Here is a 19,483-nt window from a genome sequence, read left to right as displayed (position 1 = left end):
GTCAGGTGTTGTCAGCCATGAATCCCGACAACCTGAACCCACTCATCCTTTCCATGGATACCGCCGGCCATGCTTGCCAGGTTGCGTTGGCCGACGGTGCCGACATCATCAGTCACGAGCGCAAAGCCATGGCGCGGGGCCACGGCGAAGAACTTGTGCCGATGGTTGAACGGGTCCTTGCAGCGGTTGGGCGGGGTTATGAGGATCTTGATCGGATCGGCGTCACCATTGGTCCCGGGTCATTCACCGGCTTAAGGGTCGGTCTCGCAGCGGCGAGAGGGTTCTCGGCCACCCTGAACATTGATGCGGTGGGGATCGGCTCATTGGCTGCGCTTGCGGCTACTGATCGGATGGACAGCCCCGCGCCGCAGGGCCAGGCGGTTGCCTTGGATGCCCGCAATTCTATGGTCTACGGCCAACTCTTCGAACCTGACGGCGAACCGATTAGTCCGCCCGAAGCGATGGCGGATATCGTTTTCGCTGCCCTGGTTCGCCCCGGCATGCGCCTGTCAGGGACCGCGCAGCCGGCCATTGCCGCTCACCTGGAAAACCTGAGCAAGCCCATAACGCTCGGCCGCAGTGTCCCAGTCCCTTCGCTCGAAGCAATCGCCACGCTGGCGCTCAGTGCAGACCCGAAAGTCAAACCGAGTCCGCTTTATCTGAAGGAAGCCGATGCTGCCGTTGCGAAATCCTCTGGCTTGCGCGCTTCAATGTCCTAAAAGGGTAGGCCATGTCCGCCTCATCCTTCTCTGCACTGTTCGACGAATGGTACAACTGGGCCATGGAACCGCTTCGCCAGAGCGTAACAAGGCCCCGATTGACCGAAGAGGTTCAGCCGGAAGATTGCCGGGACCTGGCCGCGCTGCATGAGGCGAGTTTTCCTTCGGGCTGGGGGGAGGACGATCTGCAACGCATGCTTGCCGACGAGGCGGTCCTAGCCCGGCTAGTCAGACCGCTAGGACTTTTAGGGGCCGGTCCGGCGGAAGGGTTCATCTTGGCGAGGCGCGCAGCAGACGAAGGCGAAATCCTCACGATTGCTGTGGACCCGCGGGCACGCAGCAGAGGGCTTGGCGCTCAGTTGCTTGATGCGGCCTTGTTTGAATTGCGTGTTCACGGAGTGCAGGCAGTTTTTTTGGAAGTTGCCGAAACCAATGTCGCGGCGGTCCGGCTCTACCGGCGGCGCGGGTTTAGGACTGTCGGAGAACGGCCGGCTTACTCGACCGCGGAAGATGGCAGCAAAGCACGTGCGCTTGTCATGCGGCGTCAATATGAGTAGCGCAGGGCAGGCGAGCTCTTCTTCCCACTGTCCAACTGCAACCGGTCCGATGCGTTCATGACCCAGCAAGCCAAAAGCCCGGCGGATATTTCGCTAGAACAGCTTTGCGCGGAGCGGGGTATGCGTATGACCGAACAAAGGCGGGTCGTGGCTCGGGTCATTGATGCATCGAACGACCATCCCGATGTGGAAGAGCTGTACGCGCGCGCCTCGGCGATCGATCCCAACATCTCAATGTCCACGGTCTACCGGACCGTGAAGCTGTTTGAAGAGTCAGGCATCGTGGCGCGGCTCGACTTCGGCGATGGGCGCGCTCGATACGAGCAAACCCCCGACGAACACCATGATCATCTGATCGATGTGACGACCGGCAAAGTGATTGAATTCTCTGATCCCGAGATCGAAGCACTGCAAGAGCGGATCGCCAAGCGGCTAGGCTTCAAGCTGGTCGACCACCGGCTCGAGCTGTTTGGGCGACCCATTAAGCGCACCGATCGCGATGGCTGAACATTCGCCGCCCGAAACCGGGCGACGGAGTTTACGTGCTGTCGCGCTTGCCGTGGTCAAACTCCTGCCAATCACGATTGCATTTCTCGTTCTGGCACCGCTTCAATGGCTTTCCAACAGATTTGCTCCGCAGGTAGCCGCGCGCCTGCCCATGCTGTTTCATCGGGTGGCGCTTTGGACATTGCGCGTACGCGTTCGAAAAGAGGGCGAACACGTTGGCGGCAACAACCCGGCGCTGCTGGTTGGCAACCACGTATCGTGGCTCGATATCGTCATCCTTGGCGCGTGTGGACCTGTTCGATTCATCTCAAAGGATGATGTCGCGCACTGGCCCGTCTTCGGTACTCTGGCTCGCCTGCAGCGGACCGTTTTCATTGATCGCAACCGTCGCCAATCCACCGCCTTGGCCATAACTGCGCGCGACGCAGCCCTTTCGGCAGGCGATAAGCTGGTGCTTTTTGCCGAGGGGACGTCTTCGGATGGCAATCAGGTTTTACCATTCAAGAGTGCGCTGCTGCCCGCGACCCGCGGCGAACGCAAGCCTCAACTGATCCAGCCCTTTGTCCTCGCGTACTTGCGCCGCGATGGCCTGCGCTTGTCCCGCGCCGAACGTGCGCGGCTTGGCTGGTACGGCGATATGGACCTTCTCCCCAGCCTTCTGGACCGGCTGACGAGTGGGCCACTGGAGGTTGCCCTTATCGGGCTTCCCTCGTTTTCTCCAGAGCCAGGGTTGAGCCGCAAGGCGCTGGCCCACTCACTTCAGTCAAGCGTTCAGGCAACTTTAGCCTCAAGGCTGCGACACCCATGAGCGGGTTGCGTTGGTCGTTGCGCGAGCATCGGTCAAAACCCTAGGCGCAGTGCGGAATTCGCGTTAGACAGCGCTGATGAACGCCCTTTCTTCAACGCGGAATCCAATGCCAAATACTCCGACGAACCAAACGGCCAACAAAAAGGTCTTCATCAAGACCTATGGCTGCCAAATGAACGTCTACGATTCGAGCCGGATGACCGATGCGTTGCGAACAGCGGGTTATGCCGCAACGGCATCAGCCGATGACGCCGATCTGATCGTTCTCAACACTTGCCACATTCGTGAGAAAGCGGCCGAGAAGGTGTATTCGGAGCTTGGGCGGCTGCGGAAATTAAAGGCGGCGCGGGCCGACGAAGGCAAGCCGACGCTAATTGGCGTGGCCGGTTGCGTTGCCCAGGCTGAGGGCGAAGAGATCCTCAAGCGCGCAGGTGTGGTCGACCTGGTTGTCGGCCCACAAAGCTACCAAGCTCTGCCAGACCTGGTTACACGGGCAAGCGATGGCGAGCGTGTCGTGCTGACTGAGTTTCCCGACGACGATAAGTTCGACCACATTCCGCGAACCCCAAAGAAAGTGCTCTCCAGCCGTGGTCCGAGCGCTTTTCTGACTGTCCAAGAGGGTTGCGACAAATTCTGCACCTTTTGTGTTGTACCTTACACCCGAGGTGCGGAGGTAAGCCGCGATGTGGCAAAAATCCTCGACGAGGCCAGCAGCATGGTCGCCGCCGGGGTGCGCGAGATCACGCTACTTGGCCAGAATGTGAACGCCTATCATGGACACGGACCCGACGGTTCTGTCTGGTCGCTTGCCAGGCTTCTCCATGCGCTAGCAGACATCGATGGCGTGTGGCGTCTGCGCTATACCACCTCTCATCCGCGCGACATGACCGACGATCTGATCGCCGCGCACCGCGACTTGCCGCAGGTGATGCCGTATCTGCATTTACCCGTTCAAGCCGGTTCCGACCGCATTCTCAAGGCTATGAACCGCCGGCATACTGGTGATGATTACCGTCGATTGATCGACCGCATTCGGGCGGTGCAGCCCGATCTGGCCCTATCAGGTGATTTTATTGTCGGATTTCCTGGCGAAACCGACGAAGACTTTCGCGACACGATGCGTCTGATTGATGATGTCGGCTATGCGCAAGCCTACTCGTTCAAATACTCGCCGCGCCCGGGAACACCCGGGGCGGAACTCGGTGATGCAGTCGAACCCGACGTCGCCGACGCACGCCTTCAAGAGCTTCAGGCCTTGCTCACAGATCAGCAACGTACATTTCAGGCCAGCCGTGTCGGCATGACCTTCGATGTTCTGCTCGAAAAGCGCGGCAAGCACGATGGGCAACTTGTTGGGCGATCGCCCTGGCTACAGCCGGTCCATGTCGATGCGCCAGACAGCCAGTTACGCACCCTGCAACCGGTCACCGTCAGCCATCAGACCGGCAACAGCCTGTTTGGTGAGTTGGTCTGCATGCCACTGGAGGCGGCTTCGTGAGCGTTGACAGCGCCCCGGCAGACGGACACGCGTCGGACTTGGCTCATGTCGTTGTCGAGTTTGACGACAATCGGCTGGTCAGCGACCTGTACGGCCAATTCGACCAGAACCTCGCCATCATCGAGCACAAGTTGGGTATCGACGCGGCAGCGCGCGGCAACAAGGTAGCGCTTAAGGGACCTCCCGAAGCCTGCGCGATCGCGCATCAGGTGCTCGACAGCCTTTACCAGCGCTTGCTGGAGGGCCACAGCATTCATCCTGGCGATGTGGATGGCGCAATACGCATGGCTGAAACGTCTTCTGCTCAGCTCGATCTGCCAGCCATCGAACCCAAAGGCGGACGGTTAAAGCTGGCAACAATCTCGACGCGCAAAAAGACCATCACCGCCCGAAACCCAGCGCAGGATGCCTACATCCGCGCACTCGATCGTGCGGAGTTAGTCTTCGGAACGGGCCCGGCTGGGACTGGTAAAACCTATCTGGCAGTGGCCTATGCAGCCGCATTGCTTGAGCGCGGCGATATCGAACGCATGATCCTTTCGAGACCTGCGGTGGAAGCGGGGGAGAGGTTGGGCTTCCTGCCGGGCGATATGAAAGAGAAGATCGACCCTTATCTGCGCCCCCTGTACGACGCGCTGTACGACATGATGCCTGGTGAGAAAGTCGAGCGCGCGCTGCAAAACCAGGTCATCGAAATCGCGCCACTTGCCTTCATGCGTGGGCGGACATTGGCGAATTCGGTGGTCATCCTTGATGAAGCACAGAACACCACCTCTATGCAGATGAAGATGTTTCTCACGCGCCTTGGGGAAAATTCCAAGATGATCGTAACCGGGGACCCCAGCCAGGTCGATCTTCCACCAGGTCAGACGTCTGGCCTTGCCGAAGCCTACCGCATGCTCAGAGGCATTGAAGGCATCGTCCATCTGAAGTTCCGCGCGCAGGATGTGGTTCGGCACGCACTGGTGACACGCATCGTTGAAGCCTACGACGAAGCGGCTCGACGGCGAGTTCGCGCCCAAGCGGAGCGTCAATCGACCTTGCTGGACAGCGCCGATTGACGCTGAGCATCGACTTGAAGATCGACGCCGGTCTATGGCCCGACGAAGCTGAGTTGTTGGGCTGGTTGAACGCTGCGGTGGAGGCGGCGCAAGCCGAACTTCTGGCACCTCTGCCGCCAGGTGAGATCGCAATCCTCTTGACTGACGACCAGACCATGCGGGCCATCAATCGGGAGCATCGCGGCATCGACAAGCCGACAAATGTCCTGTCTTTTCCAACCTACCCCGCGAACATCATTCCAACCCTTCGAGCGGACAGGCCGCATCTTTTTGGCGATCTTGTCTTTGCCGAGGAGACGATCGCATCGGAGGCTCTTGCAGCGGACCGTTCAAGGCATCATCATATGAGCCATCTGATCGTTCATGGTTTTTTGCACCTGTTGGGTTATGATCATGAATCAGATGGCGAGGCCGAAACGATGGAAGCGCTGGAAAAGCGTGTACTCTGTCGTTTGGGCATAGCAGACCCCTACAGTGTCGGCTCGGAAGCCGGCGCCTAAGACGGAACAAGGATCGCGAGGCGGAAAACCGCCCGCATGGCGATGAACGACGAAACTGCTTCAAGCAAGCACTCGGGCGACGAGCCGGCTGACGCTGAGCCACTCAGTCCAAGAAAACAAAAAGCGGACGATGACGCCCCCAAACGGGGCATCCTTGACCGACTGGTAGGTTGGCTACGGCCGGCGCCACCGACGGACCTGCGCACGGATCTCGAAGATGCGCTGGCCAACGAGCAAAGCCCCGACGATGACTTTTCTCTCGAGGAACGGGCGCTGCTGCGCAACATTCTGCGCCTACGGGAAACGCGCACAGAGGACGTCATGGTCCCGCGCGCCGACATTGTGGCTATCGAACAGTCCGCGTCGCTGGGCGATGTCCTTTCACAGCTGAGGCGGTCCGGCCACTCGCGGATGCCGGTCTTCGATGGATCGCTGGATCATCCCATCGGTATGGTTCACATCAAGGACGTCGTTTCGTTTCTGATCGATCGAGCACGCGTTAACCGGGAGAATACCCGCGCCAAGGTGCGCGCGGCCAAGGCTCGTGCTGCAAGCGTCATAGACGATGCTGTGGCTGCTCAGCTTGGTCCGCAGTTTGATCTCAACCAGATTGATCTTGAAACGCGGCTGGGAGACGTCTCCATCGTCCGCCAGTTGCTTTTTGTCCCGGCGTCCATGTCGGTGACCGATCTTATGGCGCAGATGCAAGCAAACCGGGTCCAGATGGCACTGGTTATCGACGAGTATGGCGGAACAGACGGCCTCATCAGCCTCGAAGACCTCATCGAGACAGTCGTCGGCGATATCGAAGATGAACATGATGATGATATCGCCCCGAGCCTCGATCCACTGGGAGATGGAGGTTATGCAGCTGACGCACGCTTACCGCTTGAAGAGGTTCAGCTGGTTTTTGGCGATGTCATCACAGTTGATGAAGACGATGCCGATGAAATCGACACACTCGGAGGCTTGGTGTTCAACGCCCTTGGCCGGATACCCGTGCGTGGCGAATTGATCGATGCGGTGGACGGACTTGATATCGAGGTCACGGATGCAGATCCGCGCCGGATCAAGAAACTGAAAGTCTATCCAGCTGGCCTTCGCCGTCGCGACCCTCGTGGCGGTCGCCGGGGAGGCCGTGGTGCCAGTGATCAGGTCGATGGTGCGCTTGAGGCCTACATGGGTGAAGCACCACAGAACACACGCACTGGAACCGACGCGTAGGTCCAGACCCTAGCCAACGCTTGACGCTGAGAGCACCGTGTGGCGGTTGACCCGATGAGCGTGCGCAGATTCGCGTCACGTACGAGTTCGAAGGGACTGACGTGTTTGCCCTTTTGCACCGTTTCGCAGATTGGCTGATTCTGCTGTTTGGCTGGAGGCGAGCACTTGTCGCGCTGGCGGCTGGGGCGCTTTCAACGCTCTCGCTGCCGCCTTTTTTCTTCATCCCTATCCTGTTTCTGACGCTACCCGTGCTTGTCCTACTTCTGGATGGGGCCGATGCCGACCCGCAAGAGGGAAGGCGATTTCGGCGACTGGTTGGCCGAGCGGGCTTCTTTTCGACAGGCTTCTGGTTCGGCTTTGGGTGGTTTGCTGCTGGTCTTTACTGGATTGCCGAAGCGCTACTGGTCGACAGCGCCGCCCATGCGTGGCTTATCCCCTTTGCGGTGACCTTAATTCCCGCTGGTCTCGCGCTGTTCTTTGGAATCGCGACGGCCATTGCGGGGTCGTTGTGGGTAGGCGGGTCGTGGCGCCTTCTTGCACTCGCCGCGACACTTGTCGCGCTGGAATGGCTCCGCGGCGTTGCGTTCACCGGTTTCCCTTGGAACAGCCTGCACATGGCGCTTGCTGCACATCCAGCGCTCCTGCAAGGCTTCGCTTTTGTTGGGCCACTTGGTGCCTCATTCGCGGTGGTAGCAGTCGCCCTTGTCCCCGCAGCGCTGTGGCCAGGTTTGGGAGGAGGGCCCGATGGGCGCCGCTATGCGATGGTCGCGTTTGCCGTGGCCATTGTGTGGGTGGGTGGCGGTGCGCTACGCTTAGCTGGCGAAGTGGACGAAACCATCCAAAGTGCGACAGTTCGCATCGTCCAGCCGAACATCGCGCAAGCCGACAAATGGGACCCAGAGCTGCGAGATCAGCACTTTGCGTCACTTCTTGACCTAACCACACGCCGAACGGATGGCACAGACCTGGGTCTCCTCGATGTGACCCACGTGTTCTGGCCCGAATCGGCCTTTCCGTTTCTTCTGACCGATCGACCCGACGCGCTCACAGCGATCGGGTCTGTTTTGCCGTTGGGAACAACGCTGATCGCAGGCGCCCTTCGTGCGGAAAGGCGAGACGAACGGCGCGTCTTCACAAATGCAATCTTTGCCTTGAACGACAGCGGCGAGATCACCGATGCATATGACAAGGTGCGTCTGGTCCCGTTTGGCGAACAACTTCCCTTTGGCCGACTTGTCGATAGGCTCGGGTTGCGGCCCCTTGTTGGCGCCCCGGCAGGCTTCATTCCTGGCGCCAGCTCCGGAACTCTGGAGACACCTGGCGGGCCCTCTGGACTAGGTCTGGTTTGCTACGAAGCGATTTTTTCCAACTACGTCCGTGAAGGTGTCCTGACGCATCAGCCCGACTTTCTGATCAACGTCACCAACGATGCATGGTTTGGGCGCAGTATTGGACCGGTCCAGCACTTTCATCAGGCGCGCATTCGATCAGTGGAGACCGGACGGCCGCTTGTTCGTGCCGCCAACACGGGGATAAGCGCCATTGTTGATGCTCGCGGGCGCGTTGTGGAAGCGCTCGCAATTGACAACCGTGGTGTGCTCACAGCAAACTTGCCCAATTCCCTAACGCAAACTGCTTACCTGCGGTGGGGTCACCTACCCATTATGTTGCTTTTGATGTTTATTTTAAGTGTGAGCGTTTACCACCGGCGAAGCTATCCATCTTGACCCCCTTCAAAGGCCTGTCAGAAAAGCTCTATATCCGCCGCCGCTTATGAAACGCCGAACGACCGTAACGCTGTGGGGTTGGCCCGGCTGGTATCTATTTGAATTCGACGCGTCTGACCGAAGGCGCGTCCCGGAGAAAACTCGTGGCCAATAATCGTGCCCCCAACCCTATCGATGCCCATGTTGGAGCGCGACTGCGTATGCGGCGTATGATGCTGTCCATCAGCCAGGAAAGGCTGGGCGAAGCGCTCGGCGTTTCCTTTCAGCAGGTCCAGAAATACGAGAAGGGCACCAATCGGATAGGGGCTGGCCGGCTGCAGGAGGTCGCCCACCACCTTCAGGTGCCAATTTCCTATTTCTATGATGAGATGCCCGGGGCACAAAAGCAGACTGGTTTCGCCGAGACCGGCGTGAGCTATGTCTCAGATCTGCTCACAACGTCTGATGGTGTCGACCTCACCAGAGCTTTTTTGAAGATCAAAGATGCTAAGGTCCGGCGCCGGGTTGTTGATTTGGTTAAGGCCATCGCTGACCAGGAAGACCCGGGTGCCGACAAGCCGGCGGGCAAATAGGCTGGCAACAGCGCCGACCGCCTAAATACGCGTTCAAGACCCGCCCATACACTATCCATTGCGCGGCTGAGCATCACCAGAGGTGAGGCCTGTTGCTTACCATCAGCAATGATTAGCGGTTCAACAGCCTTGATTTCCCCACAGACAGGTGGCAGGAACGCCATACGGTTTGCCGAACGAGCGTTCGATTTATCGAACGGCCTGCAAAGGTTCGTTTTGGCAGCCTTTCCCTCAGCTACTTCAGGACTTCGGACCCATGTCACGATCTTCGTTCGTCTTCACCAGTGAATCAGTATCGGAAGGCCACCCAGACAAAGTCTGCGACCGGATTTCAGACGAGATCGTCGATCTGTTCTTTCGCACCGCCCAGGCGGAAGGCGCCGATCCTTGGCAGGTGCGCGTTGCCGCAGAAACGCTGACGACCACCAACAAAGTGGTGATCGCGGGCGAAACGCGCGGGTCGGCATCCATCACGCACGATCTCATCGCGTCTGTGGCGCGCGATGCCATCAAGGACATCGGATACGAGCAGGACGGCTTTCATTGGAACACGTGCGATATCGACGTTCTGCTGCATGAGCAGTCAGCCCATATCGCACAGGGCGTGGATGCGGCTGGAAACAAGGATGAGGGTGCAGGCGATCAAGGTATCATGTTCGGCTACGCGTGCCGCGAAACACCGGACCTCATGCCAGCACCGATCTACTACGCCCATCGTATTTTGCATCGCCTTGCCGCGGCTCGCAAAACGGGCGAGGCGCCGGTCCTGGGTCCAGATTCCAAGAGCCAGGTTTCCGTCGCCTATGAGAATGGCAAGCCTGTACGCGCGACATCGATCGTGCTGTCGACACAGCACCTTGATGCAGACATGACTTCCGACGACGTCAAGGCCGTGGTCGCGCCGTTCATCCACGAGGTGCTGCCCGACGGTTGGATTAACGACGAGACAGTTTGGCACGTCAATCCTACTGGCGCCTTTGTCATCGGCGGACCAGACGGTGATGCTGGACTGACTGGACGGAAGATCATTGTCGATACATATGGCGGCGCTGCTGCTCATGGTGGTGGGGCGTTCTCGGGCAAAGACCCCACAAAGGTTGACCGTTCGGCGGCCTATGCCGCCCGCTATCTTGCGAAGAATGTCGTTGCAGCGGGTTTGGCTGACTGGGCTCAGATCCAGCTGTCTTATGCCATCGGTGTGGCGCAGCCCCTATCGATCTACATTGATACTGGCGGGACCGCGACGGTCGACGAAGCAAAGCTCGAAGCCGCGCTTGCGGACGTCATGGATCTCAGCCCACGCGGCATTCGGAGCCACCTTGACCTCAACAAGCCGATCTACGCCCGCTCTGCGGCCTATGGGCATTTTGGCCGCAGCCCGGATGCCGATGGTGGCTTCTCGTGGGAGAAAACCGATCTGGTTGATGCGTTGAAGGCTGCGGTCTGAGCCTAAGTTTCAACGCCTGGCCACAACCGCTTCCTGAGTTAGACGGCGCGCTATGAGGGAAACCAGCCTCCATGCGTGCCGATAGGGACGTATTGTTCGGGTATCCAGATGCTTGCCACCGGCTCCTCTTCAAACCGCTGAGCGTCCAATATCACGAGGCGGGAACGTTCAAGCTTGGGCTGAAAAACGAAGCCAATGAGCCACCCGTCATCTTCGACATGACTGCGCGGAATGAACGTCATTTCTGACGACATGCCGCCATCGAAGTCCTGATAATGGGTTGCGCCGGTTTCAAAATCGACTTTCACGGCCCGGTCAAACGATGGAGCAAGGCTGGCCTCGACGGCGTAGCCGTAGCGATACGGGCGCCCCTCACATAAAGGGCTGATCTTGGGAAAATCGAGCGGCAAGGCGAACATGCGCTCCTCAATGGCCCGGCTGCCGCTTCCCGACATGGGCAGGACCCACCGCTCGATTGTTGGCTCGGTGTCACCAAGCGGACCATACATGTCCTTTTCGCTCGCCCGCTGATAGCGGCTGACATCAACTATGACATCGCCACCATCCGTCTCGTAAGCATTCATGGTGTGGTAGGCGTAGCACGGAGCAACATCAAACCAGCGTATATCATCAGCCGTTCCGCCCTTGGGAATGACGCCAATCCGAGCATCTTTTTTGCCGTCCCACTTGATCGGCAGCGATGTTTTGAGAAGCGCCCACGCACTGAAAACAACGCTTAGATCGAGAATGATCGCGTACTGTCTTGTTATCGACATATCGTGAATCTGGGTCATGCCGCTCAGTTGAACGGTGATTTCATTGAGCTTGCGACCATCGGGCGCAAGCCTCTGGTAGAGCGCATTGGGCCCCAGCTTCGAGGAGTAGGTGACGGCGTGAATATCATTGTCGATCGGGTCGATCTTGTGATGACCGGTGAAGCCATGCTGGAGCGTACCATCAAGGTTTGACCGCGAGACTGTCTCCAGCTCACGCGTCACCTCAACCATGCTTGCGCCGGCCTCGATTGTCGCAAACAGCCTATCGGCGAACTGCACGATGTTGGTATTGGGCGAGACGTCGAGACCGTTCGTGATGGGGCCGCCAGGGTCAACGGACCCAAGTTGTTGAGAAACGGCACCGCTTCGCACAAAGCGATTGCGGTACCACTTGGCCTTCCCATTCTCGATGAAGACGCCGTGCAACATTCCGTCGCCACTGAAATAGTGCTGGTGTGGCCCGGTCTTACCGACCGTGTTCGGCCCGTTGCGCGCGTAAAGACCCGATAGTTCAGCGGGTATGGTTCCGTGAAATGGCAGGTCCTCAACTGTTATTTCAGTCTGAACCGGCGAAAATGGTATGGTCTGATATCGCCGGTTATCGCCTGAACTGATGACCTTTCGAACCAAATCCAGCATGCAATCACTCCCAATTTGTTGGATAATATCCAATAGGCTGAGAGCTAGCAGTTCACCGAACTAGGTCAAGGGCTGACCTACCCCACACCAAGAAGCTTGCGGTATTTGGCGATAAAAAGATCCTTGCCCTTGATAGTCCTGGTGACCCAATCCCCGAATGTGGCAATCACCAGGAATGAATTGCCCTTTTCGGGGCCTAACGGCACCAGGATTGGGGCCTTACCCCAAGGCGCATAGGGTTTTTGGCTTTCGACCGACTTGCCTGACGCCAGCGCCGTCAAGAGCTTGGCCAGCCATGGCTGTTGGCGACTGGCCGCGACGATCGTCATCGCGTCACCACTATCGATTGCATCGCCAGCCGCGAACACGTTCGGATAGGAGGAGGGCCGCAGATAGCCGTCCACCTTTACCCGTCCATCAGCGGACTTGGAGACGCCCGGAAGCCCATCAAAGAGCGCAGTTTGCGGTTTCGATCCTATGCACGGGATAACAAGGTCAGCTTCGATGGTTGTTCCGTTTTCAAGAGTGACAGATCCGGCGTAGGGGTCTGTGGAGCTCTTCAGGTCGGCAACGCGCTGGCCGAGCACGAGATCAACATGCATCGCGCTGAGCTTAGAGGCGAGGCCCGATCCGAGCTTGTCAGGAAAGCTTGGGAACAGCGAGCTGCCGGACGAGATAAGGGTCACCTGTTTGGTCGGAAAGGCGTGCGCAATCTCACCGGCCAATTCGGTCCCGACCGCACCAGCGCCGACAATTACGATACGGTCTGCCTGTTTGATCTGGCCTTCAACTTTGGCCTGCGCCTCACGAAAGGCATCGATACCTTCGTCAGCGGGCTTGAAGATACCGCCGTTCGACGCGCCGGGGCTCAGAACTATGTAGTCAGCGGCAAGCACCTCACCGGTATCGACAACGACCGCATCAGATCGTATTTCAGTCGCCCGGGCTTTGACCATTTTGCCAGTCTTCAACGCTTGCGCGTACGGTATCAGAGCCCGGTCTCGAACTGAGCTGTCTATGAGCGCTCGCAGCATGGCTGGCGCGTGGACGAACGCATAGCGCGGCTCGACAAGCGTAACGTCAAATGTGTCCTGCATAGCCTGCGCCAATTCCAGGCCGACATATCCACCACCAACGATAACGAGGGATGCCTGTGTCATGTTTTGGCTCCTATGAATTGTAACCGCGAGCGAAAACAGCCAGTATCGGCGCCCGCTCAAATCCCGACATTATTAGATAATGTCCAAAAACTGACAAATAACAATGGTAGATAGCGAACGGATTGCACGTGAACTTGATCGGGTGGTGCGAAAGATCGATGCCCAGATGCACCGGCGCATGCCTGCGGTTGACTGCGGGCGCATCGGGCCGATGGGCGGTTTGCTGTTGATGCAACTGCAAGCGATACAGCCCTGCCCTATTCAGACGCTGGCTACCGCTATGGGCCGCGATAATTCCCAATTAACGCGGCTTATACGCGACCTTGAGTCCAAGGGCCTGCTCACGCGCGAACCCAGTCCATCGGATGGCCGCGCCACGATACTGAGCCTTACTGCGGAGGGAACCGAATTCCTCAAAGCAGCCAAATCCACCCTAGCCAGCGTTGTCGATGAGGTTGTCGCACCGCTAAGCCAAGAAGAAAGACAAACGTTTGTCAGCCTCCTAGGAAAGATTTAGGCCACCATCTGACCCAGCTCATTTGCTGGCTTCATGACGTACCCCAGTGAACATCCTAAGTACCCACTGGTGCAGAGGATTTTTCCGATTACGGCGGTGACTGACAAGACTGATGTCAAAAGCTCGAATGGGGATCGGCGGATCACACGAGCGCAGACCGAACGTTGTCGCGTATTGCTGCACGAGCCCTTTCGGCAAGGTGGCGATCAGATCGCTGTCCGATAGCACCGATAGGGCCGCAAGGAAGGACGGCGAGGCAAGGCACACCCGCCGGTTCAATCCCATACCCTCAAGGACCGTATCGACGATCCCTTTCATGCTGCCGTCGCTCGAAACAAGCAAATGCCGGCAGGCCGTGTAACGCTGCGGTGTGAGAGGGCACTCCCAAAGGTCATGCTCCGCACTTGCAGCGACGAGATAGCTCTCCGTCTGCAAACGCGCGCTATCAAATCGCGGCCCAAGCTTTCGAAAAAACCCGATTGCGAAATCCAAAGATCCATCTTCGAGTTCGCGAAGGGCATCTGCGCGTGACGCAGAACGGACAGACACGTCAATCCCCGGCGCCTGCGCTGCAATCTGCTGAAAAGCGGGCAGCACGTGCGTTGCGGTCTCGCGATCGTTGGCCGCAAGACGCAATGTGCCGGTGGCACCAAGCGGTTCAAAAGCCGCAGGACCCGACAAAGCCGCCTGCAAAGCGTCGACGGACCGGCGCACGTCGGGTTCAATGGCGAGCGCGAAGGCGGTCGGTTCCAACCCGTGCGGGCGCCGAATGAAAAGGTCATCGTCAAAGATGTCGCGCAGACGGCGCAAAGCGTGACTGATGGACGAACTCGTCAGGCCCAGGTCCGAGGCAACTGCAGATGCCTTGCGTGTGCGAACAAGGCCAAGAAAGATCAGCAGCACCGTCAGATCAAGCCGCCTGATTTTTGTTTGATCAAAATCAGTCATGAATTGATTTCAGTACAGTTTGATTAGGCTCATCTGTATCGTCTGGCTTTCGGAACAACAAGGCGAACCGATGCGGTCGCCACGGAGCGCAAACCCATGACGAAGTCGATACTTATGCTCGCAGCCAATCCTGCAACGTCGCCGATCACAGGATGGCCAATCGGCTTCTGGTGGGCGGAGCTGAGCCATGCGTGGCTAAAGTTCAATGATGCTGGCTATGCGATCACGATCGCATCCCCTGATGGCGGAGGCCTGGAAGCGGATGCGTGGTCGGATCCTGATCATGAGACTGGCTACTCCGCCGCCGATATCATCTCCAAGGGCTTCAAGGAAACCGCTTCCACCCGCGAGCTCATCACCAAGACACCTGCATTGGGCGATCTGGACCTTAAGAGTTTCGACGCCTTGTTCATCGTCGGCGGGCAGTCCCCGATGGTCTCCATGATTGATGATGCGCGCGTCCACGCAGCGTTTGCATCGATGTATGAGGCCGGCAAAGTGGCAAGCGCGGTTTGCCACGGAACCTGTATTCTCCTCAAAACAAAGCTCAGCGACGGAACTCTGCTGGTCAAGGGAAAGACCTGGACAGGCTTTGCAAACAGTGAGGAACGCTACGCCGAGAGCGCGGCCGGCCAGAAGATACAACCATTCTGGATCGAGGATGAAGCCAAGCAGATCGAAGACACCAACTTCATCACCGGCGGTCTGTTGGCGCAATTCGCCGTGCGTGATGGCAATCTGATAACTGGGCAGCAGCAGGTCTCCTCAGGCGTGACTGCGTCAAAGGTCATCGAGGCGCTCGGTTCCTGAGCGCCATCGCACAGAAGGCCCCCGGCCTTACGCCAGTCGCCGACCCAGCGCCTCAACCTTCTCCAAAGCGCGCTTACGCGCCTGCGGCCGGTCGATGGAACCGAGCACCGTGGTGCGTACCGGCTTGAAACCGGCATAACCGAGAACGGGCCGCGCCAACCAACTCGTCGCGCTGCCGCGTTGGGTGAGATGATACACCCAATCGGGCGTCGACATGGTAACGATGATACGTGCGGATCGGCCGGACAGGTGTGGTTCGGGGAACGCGTTTCGCCGTGTTGAAAAGGCGAAGTCGTGTCGTCCGATATGCTCGAGCACGGCCTTTGTCTTGGCTGGCATCGTGGCGAACCAGACGGGGAAGATAATCACCAGATGCGCCGCACCGCGGATCGCATTTTGGAGCGATCGTATCTCAGCTTCCACGGGGTGATTGACCAAGGCAGGCTCGACCATGGGATCGAGGTGCACGGAGCCCAGGTCGCGCAAATCGATGATGCCGCCATGGTTCTCGGCCTCTCGGGCGTAAGCTTCAGCCAGCACATGGCAGAAATGCTGCTGGCCCGGATCGGGATGCGCCTGCAAGATGCAAATGCGGGTCATGGAAGCCACACAGCTGTGAACGGGCAAGGGCTGAACCTGCTGATCTTCCACACATCATGGCTGATCGGCAACGCTAACAGGAACAGCCGTTCGATGACCGGCAGGCCCGGATGCTGATGACTGACGCGGCCACGCCCGCGGTTGACGTCAGTGTCGTGCTTTGATTGATCGCGTCCGATGCCTCAAGATCAGCCTTCAAGCACAGACCAAGACCGCGGCGCCCGTGAACGCTCGCGGGGTCTTCTGTATGGCCGCAGGAAAGGCAAAACGCTGCGCGCCAATCGCCGTGCTGCTTACGAAACCGGCCAGGCCCGCTTCGCCTTGGACCTTTCGATACCATGCGCGGACCCAAGGGCTTTGTTCGGGCAGCCCATCGAAGCGTTGGCGATGGAGATTGGTTTTGGCGGCGGCGAGCACCTTCTGCATCAGCTTTCGGATAAACCAAGCAGCGGCTTCATCGGCTGCGAACCGTTTGTCAACGGGATGGCGCGCCTGCTGGAAGGCGCTTGTCAGCATCCCGGCGCGGCGCGGCTGCGGACCCACGAAGGGGACGCGCGTGATGTCTTACGCTGGCTACCGCCGCGATGTTTGGCGATCGTATACCTCCTCTACCCCGATCCATGGCCGAAGTTACGGCACGAGAAGCGCCGTTTCATCGCCGGTGATACCCTTTCGCTGTTCGCGCGCGTTCTGGAGGTTGGCGGCGAGTTGCGGCTGGCGACAGATATCGAGGTTTACAAGCAAACCGCACTGAAGGCCGTGCACGCAGATTCCCGCTACCGTATCGGGACACGCAACCCGGCCGAGGCGTGGCCTGATTGGGCGGGTACACGGTATGAAGCCAAGGCGTTACGGGAGGGAAGGCAGCCTTCCTACTTCTCGTTTTTCCTAGAAAATGTTGCCAGATAGACACGAAACGCTTGTAACAGCCGCCGGTTTCGACTATTTAGTTTTTAACACCTTCATCGTCAGACTTTTGATTGGGGTGGGTCCGCTGGGCCCGCCCTTTTCGTTTGGCGCATCGCTGTTTGCCCCTGTCTGCCATCGTCCGGCAGCAGGGACTTATGAGGCTTGATGACCGAGTTGACCCCGCCCCTTTCAGATAAAAGCGCGCCCCGGGTTCTGTTCGAGAACGGCGTGGCCGCGCGGATTGCCGCGATCGCCGAACCGGCAATCGAGCAGCTGGGCTACCGCTTGGTTCGGGTGCGGGTGACGGGCGAGAACGGTTGTACCGTTCAAATCATGGCTGAGCGTCCTGATGGTACATTCACCATTGAGGATTGTGAGGCCATTTCCAAGGACGTGTCGCCTGCGCTCGACGTCGATGATCCGATCAAGACAGCCTACCATCTCGAGGTTTCCTCGCCTGGTGTCGATCGACCGCTGGTGCGGGTTGAAGACTTCGAACGCGCTATTGGTCATGTCGCAAAGATCGAACTGTCGCGGCCGATCGATACCGGTACCGGTGAGGGGCGACGGCGCTACCGCGGAACGATTGTTTCGGCGCGTGACGAGGCTGTCGAACTTGAGATCGACGCTGTTGAAGCGCCTTTGACCGTCACTTTGCCCTATGCAGCGATGGAAGAGGCTAAGCTGGTGATGACCGACGCGCTTTTCGAAGCGGCGCGCAAGGCACAACAGGCCGCCCAGAAAGCTGCGCAAGCGATGAACGACAACAACAAAGCGGAAAGCTGAGGCAAACCCGCGCATGAACTTAGCAATACCGACCCACGACCCACGAGCGAGCCATCAGGAACGTTGCGCTCGTGCTGGACAAGGAGAATAGGCCGATGGCCGTCAGTGCAAACAGGTTAGAGCTGCTGCAGATTGCCGATGCGGTCGCGCGCGAGAAATCAATCGATCGTCAGATCGTCATCTCAGCCATGGAAGAAGCCATGGCGAAAGCTGCTCGCGCCCGCTACGGCTCGGAGACCGATATTCGAGCTCAAATCAACGCAAAAACGGGCGAGTTGAAGCTCCACCGACTGATTCATGTAGTGGAAGAGGTCGAAAACCCGGACGCGCAAACCACCCTCGCCGACGCCAAGCATTCCATGCCCGATGCTGAGGTCGGCTCGGTGATCGCCGAACAGCTGCCGCCGCTCGATTTCGGGCGTATCGCGGCTCAGTCGGCAAAGCAGGTAATCGTCCAGAAAGTCCGTGAAGCGGAGCGCGATCGGCAGTACGAAGAGTACAAGGATCGCATTGGTGAAATCGTCAACGGTACGGTCAAGCGGGTCGAATACGGCAATGTGATCGTCGATCTGGGCCGCGGCGAAGCCATCGTGCGGCGCGATGAACTCATCCCGCGTGAGCCCTTCAAGTATGGTGATCGCATTCGCGCCTACGTCCTCGATGTACGGCGTGAACAGCGTGGCCCGCAGATCTTCCTGTCGCGGACCCACCCGCAATTCATGGTCAAACTGTTCACCATGGAAGTGCCGGAAATCTACGACGGCGTCATCGAGATCAAACGGGTGGCGCGCGACCCAGGTTCGCGCGCGAAGATCGGCGTTATCTCCAATGATTCGTCCATTGACCCGGTTGGCGCATGCGTTGGTATGCGCGGTAGCCGCGTCCAGGCCGTTGTTCAGGAACTGCAGGGCGAACGCATCGACATCATCCCTTGGTCCATGGACGAAGCCACGTTCATCGTGAACGCCTTGCAGCCCGCGGAAGTCGCCAAGGTTGTGCTTGATGAAGATACCCAGCGCATCGAAGTGGTGGTACCCGAGGATCAGCTGTCGCTCGCCATTGGACGGCGTGGGCAGAATGTGCGCCTCGCCTCCCAGCTGACCGGCTGGGACATTGATATTATGACCGAGGACGAGGAATCAGGCCGCCGACAGAAGGAATTTGCCGAGCGGTCAGAATTGTTTGTCTCCTCGCTCAACGTGGATGAGGTGGTCGGTCAGCTTCTCGCATCCGAGGGCTTCGCAACCATGGAAGAGATCGCCTATGTCGAGCGCGAGGAGATTTCATCCATTGAGGGCTTCGACGATGAAACCGCCGACGAGCTTCAGGCACGGGCACGCGAGTTCCTCGAAGAACAGGAAGCCAAAGCCGATGCCGAGCGCCGCGAACTGGGCGTTGAGGATACCCTGCGGCAAATCGATGGCCTGACAACCTCGATGCTTGTTGCTCTGGGCAAAGATGAAATCAAAACCATCGAAGACTTTGCAGGTTGTGCCACCGATGACCTTGTCGGCTGGACCGAGCGTAAGGATGGCGAGGTTGTTCGTTACGATGGCGCGCTTTCAAGCTTTGAAATCTCAAAAACAGAGGCGGAAGGCATGATCATGCAAGCGCGGGTTGCCGCCGGTTGGATCAGTGCTGAAGACCTGTTGGCGATGAATGCGCCTGCGGCCGATGAAAGTGAGACGGCAGACGAAGGAGCGCCGGCCTGATGGCCG

The 19,483-nt window shown here is 58.6% G+C and carries 20 protein-coding genes; 16 read left to right on the top strand and 4 right to left on the bottom strand.

The window, feature by feature from the left end:
• The first annotated feature begins 17 nt into the window (after positions 1-17).
• The 11 genes from tsaB (at position 18) to metK (ending at position 10,620) form a co-directional block, all read left to right on the top strand.
• Positions 18-719 carry a tRNA (adenosine(37)-N6)-threonylcarbamoyltransferase complex dimerization subunit type 1 TsaB gene (gene tsaB, locus AAF739_11880; GenBank protein ID MEM6383366.1) on the top strand — a complete coding sequence of 234 codons (702 nt, stop codon included), beginning with the start codon at positions 18-20 and terminating at the stop codon, positions 717-719.
• A gap of 11 nt (positions 720-730) precedes the next feature.
• A complete protein-coding gene (locus AAF739_11875) occupies positions 731-1,276 on the top strand; it encodes a GNAT family N-acetyltransferase (protein MEM6383365.1) in 546 nt (181 codons plus the stop codon).
• Positions 1,277-1,333: 57 nt separating this feature from the next.
• The gene (locus AAF739_11870; GenBank protein ID MEM6383364.1) at positions 1,334-1,783 is read left to right on the top strand and encodes a Fur family transcriptional regulator; all 450 of its coding nucleotides are present in this window, start codon (positions 1,334-1,336) and stop codon (positions 1,781-1,783) included.
• A complete protein-coding gene (locus AAF739_11865) occupies positions 1,776-2,591 on the top strand; it encodes a lysophospholipid acyltransferase family protein (protein MEM6383363.1) in 816 nt (271 codons plus the stop codon). Before AAF739_11870 ends, AAF739_11865 begins: the two co-directional genes overlap by 8 nt.
• 106 nt (positions 2,592-2,697) lie before the next feature.
• Complete coding sequence (gene miaB / locus AAF739_11860) at positions 2,698-4,089, top strand: tRNA (N6-isopentenyl adenosine(37)-C2)-methylthiotransferase MiaB (GenBank protein ID MEM6383362.1); 1,392 nt, start codon at positions 2,698-2,700, stop codon at positions 4,087-4,089.
• A gap of 38 nt (positions 4,090-4,127) precedes the next feature.
• Complete coding sequence (locus tag AAF739_11855; GenBank protein ID MEM6383361.1) at positions 4,128-5,150, top strand: PhoH family protein; 1,023 nt, start codon at positions 4,128-4,130, stop codon at positions 5,148-5,150.
• Entirely contained in the window at positions 5,147-5,650 is a 504-nt protein-coding gene (gene ybeY / locus AAF739_11850) for an rRNA maturation RNase YbeY (protein ID MEM6383360.1), read from the top strand. Before AAF739_11855 ends, ybeY begins: the two co-directional genes overlap by 4 nt.
• 36 nt (positions 5,651-5,686) lie before the next feature.
• Positions 5,687-6,874, top strand: a complete 1,188-nt coding sequence (locus tag AAF739_11845; GenBank protein ID MEM6383359.1) for a hemolysin family protein — start codon at positions 5,687-5,689, stop codon at positions 6,872-6,874.
• Between the two features lie 101 nt (positions 6,875-6,975).
• Complete coding sequence (gene lnt, locus AAF739_11840) at positions 6,976-8,601, top strand: apolipoprotein N-acyltransferase (GenBank protein ID MEM6383358.1); 1,626 nt, start codon at positions 6,976-6,978, stop codon at positions 8,599-8,601.
• A 143-nt stretch (positions 8,602-8,744) separates the two neighbouring features.
• The gene (locus AAF739_11835; protein ID MEM6383357.1) at positions 8,745-9,173 is read left to right on the top strand and encodes a helix-turn-helix transcriptional regulator; all 429 of its coding nucleotides are present in this window, start codon (positions 8,745-8,747) and stop codon (positions 9,171-9,173) included.
• Positions 9,174-9,429: 256 nt separating this feature from the next.
• On the top strand, positions 9,430-10,620 hold the full coding sequence (gene metK / locus AAF739_11830) for a methionine adenosyltransferase (GenBank protein ID MEM6383356.1): 1,191 nt from the start codon (positions 9,430-9,432) through the stop codon (positions 10,618-10,620).
• Between the two features lie 50 nt (positions 10,621-10,670).
• Here the strand turns inward: metK and AAF739_11825 are convergent, their stop codons facing one another.
• Entirely contained in the window at positions 10,671-12,035 is a 1,365-nt protein-coding gene (locus tag AAF739_11825; protein ID MEM6383355.1) for a carotenoid oxygenase family protein, read from the bottom strand.
• Positions 12,036-12,112: 77 nt separating this feature from the next.
• Positions 12,113-13,195, bottom strand: a complete 1,083-nt coding sequence (locus AAF739_11820) for an FAD-dependent oxidoreductase (GenBank protein MEM6383354.1) — start codon at positions 13,193-13,195, stop codon at positions 12,113-12,115.
• 103 nt (positions 13,196-13,298) lie between these two features.
• Here AAF739_11820 and AAF739_11815 point away from each other — a divergent pair, with 103 nt between their 5' ends.
• The gene (locus AAF739_11815) at positions 13,299-13,712 is read left to right on the top strand and encodes a MarR family transcriptional regulator (protein MEM6383353.1); all 414 of its coding nucleotides are present in this window, start codon (positions 13,299-13,301) and stop codon (positions 13,710-13,712) included.
• Between the two features lie 18 nt (positions 13,713-13,730).
• Here AAF739_11815 and AAF739_11810 read toward each other — a convergent pair whose 3' ends face one another.
• A complete protein-coding gene (locus AAF739_11810) occupies positions 13,731-14,660 on the bottom strand; it encodes a LysR family transcriptional regulator (protein ID MEM6383352.1) in 930 nt (309 codons plus the stop codon).
• A gap of 96 nt (positions 14,661-14,756) precedes the next feature.
• On the opposite strand from AAF739_11810, the gene AAF739_11805 reads away from it, so the two are divergent.
• Positions 14,757-15,470: a type 1 glutamine amidotransferase domain-containing protein gene (locus tag AAF739_11805; protein MEM6383351.1), complete on the top strand. Its 714-nt coding sequence runs from the start codon at positions 14,757-14,759 to the stop codon at positions 15,468-15,470.
• Between the two features lie 27 nt (positions 15,471-15,497).
• Here AAF739_11805 and AAF739_11800 read toward each other — a convergent pair whose 3' ends face one another.
• Positions 15,498-16,070 (bottom strand): NAD(P)H-dependent oxidoreductase, encoded by a 573-nt coding sequence (locus AAF739_11800; GenBank protein MEM6383350.1) that lies wholly within the window; start codon positions 16,068-16,070, stop codon positions 15,498-15,500.
• 177 nt (positions 16,071-16,247) lie between these two features.
• Between AAF739_11800 and AAF739_11795 the strand changes: the two genes are divergently transcribed.
• The 3 genes from AAF739_11795 to nusA all read left to right on the top strand — a co-directional run bounded on the left by AAF739_11795 (position 16,248) and on the right by nusA (position 19,477).
• Positions 16,248-16,979: a tRNA (guanosine(46)-N7)-methyltransferase TrmB gene (locus tag AAF739_11795; GenBank protein MEM6383349.1), complete on the top strand. Its 732-nt coding sequence runs from the start codon at positions 16,248-16,250 to the stop codon at positions 16,977-16,979.
• A gap of 165 nt (positions 16,980-17,144) precedes the next feature.
• Positions 17,145-17,765: a ribosome maturation factor RimP gene (gene rimP / locus AAF739_11790; GenBank protein ID MEM6383348.1), complete on the top strand. Its 621-nt coding sequence runs from the start codon at positions 17,145-17,147 to the stop codon at positions 17,763-17,765.
• Between the two features lie 95 nt (positions 17,766-17,860).
• Entirely contained in the window at positions 17,861-19,477 is a 1,617-nt protein-coding gene (nusA, locus tag AAF739_11785; protein MEM6383347.1) for a transcription termination factor NusA, read from the top strand.
• Positions 19,478-19,483: the final 6 nt, after the last annotated feature.

This window comes from Pseudomonadota bacterium (assembly GCA_039024915.1).
Lineage (GTDB): Bacteria > Pseudomonadota > Alphaproteobacteria > Rhizobiales > MH13 > MH13.
This window is presented reverse-complemented; position numbering and strand designations above follow the sequence as displayed.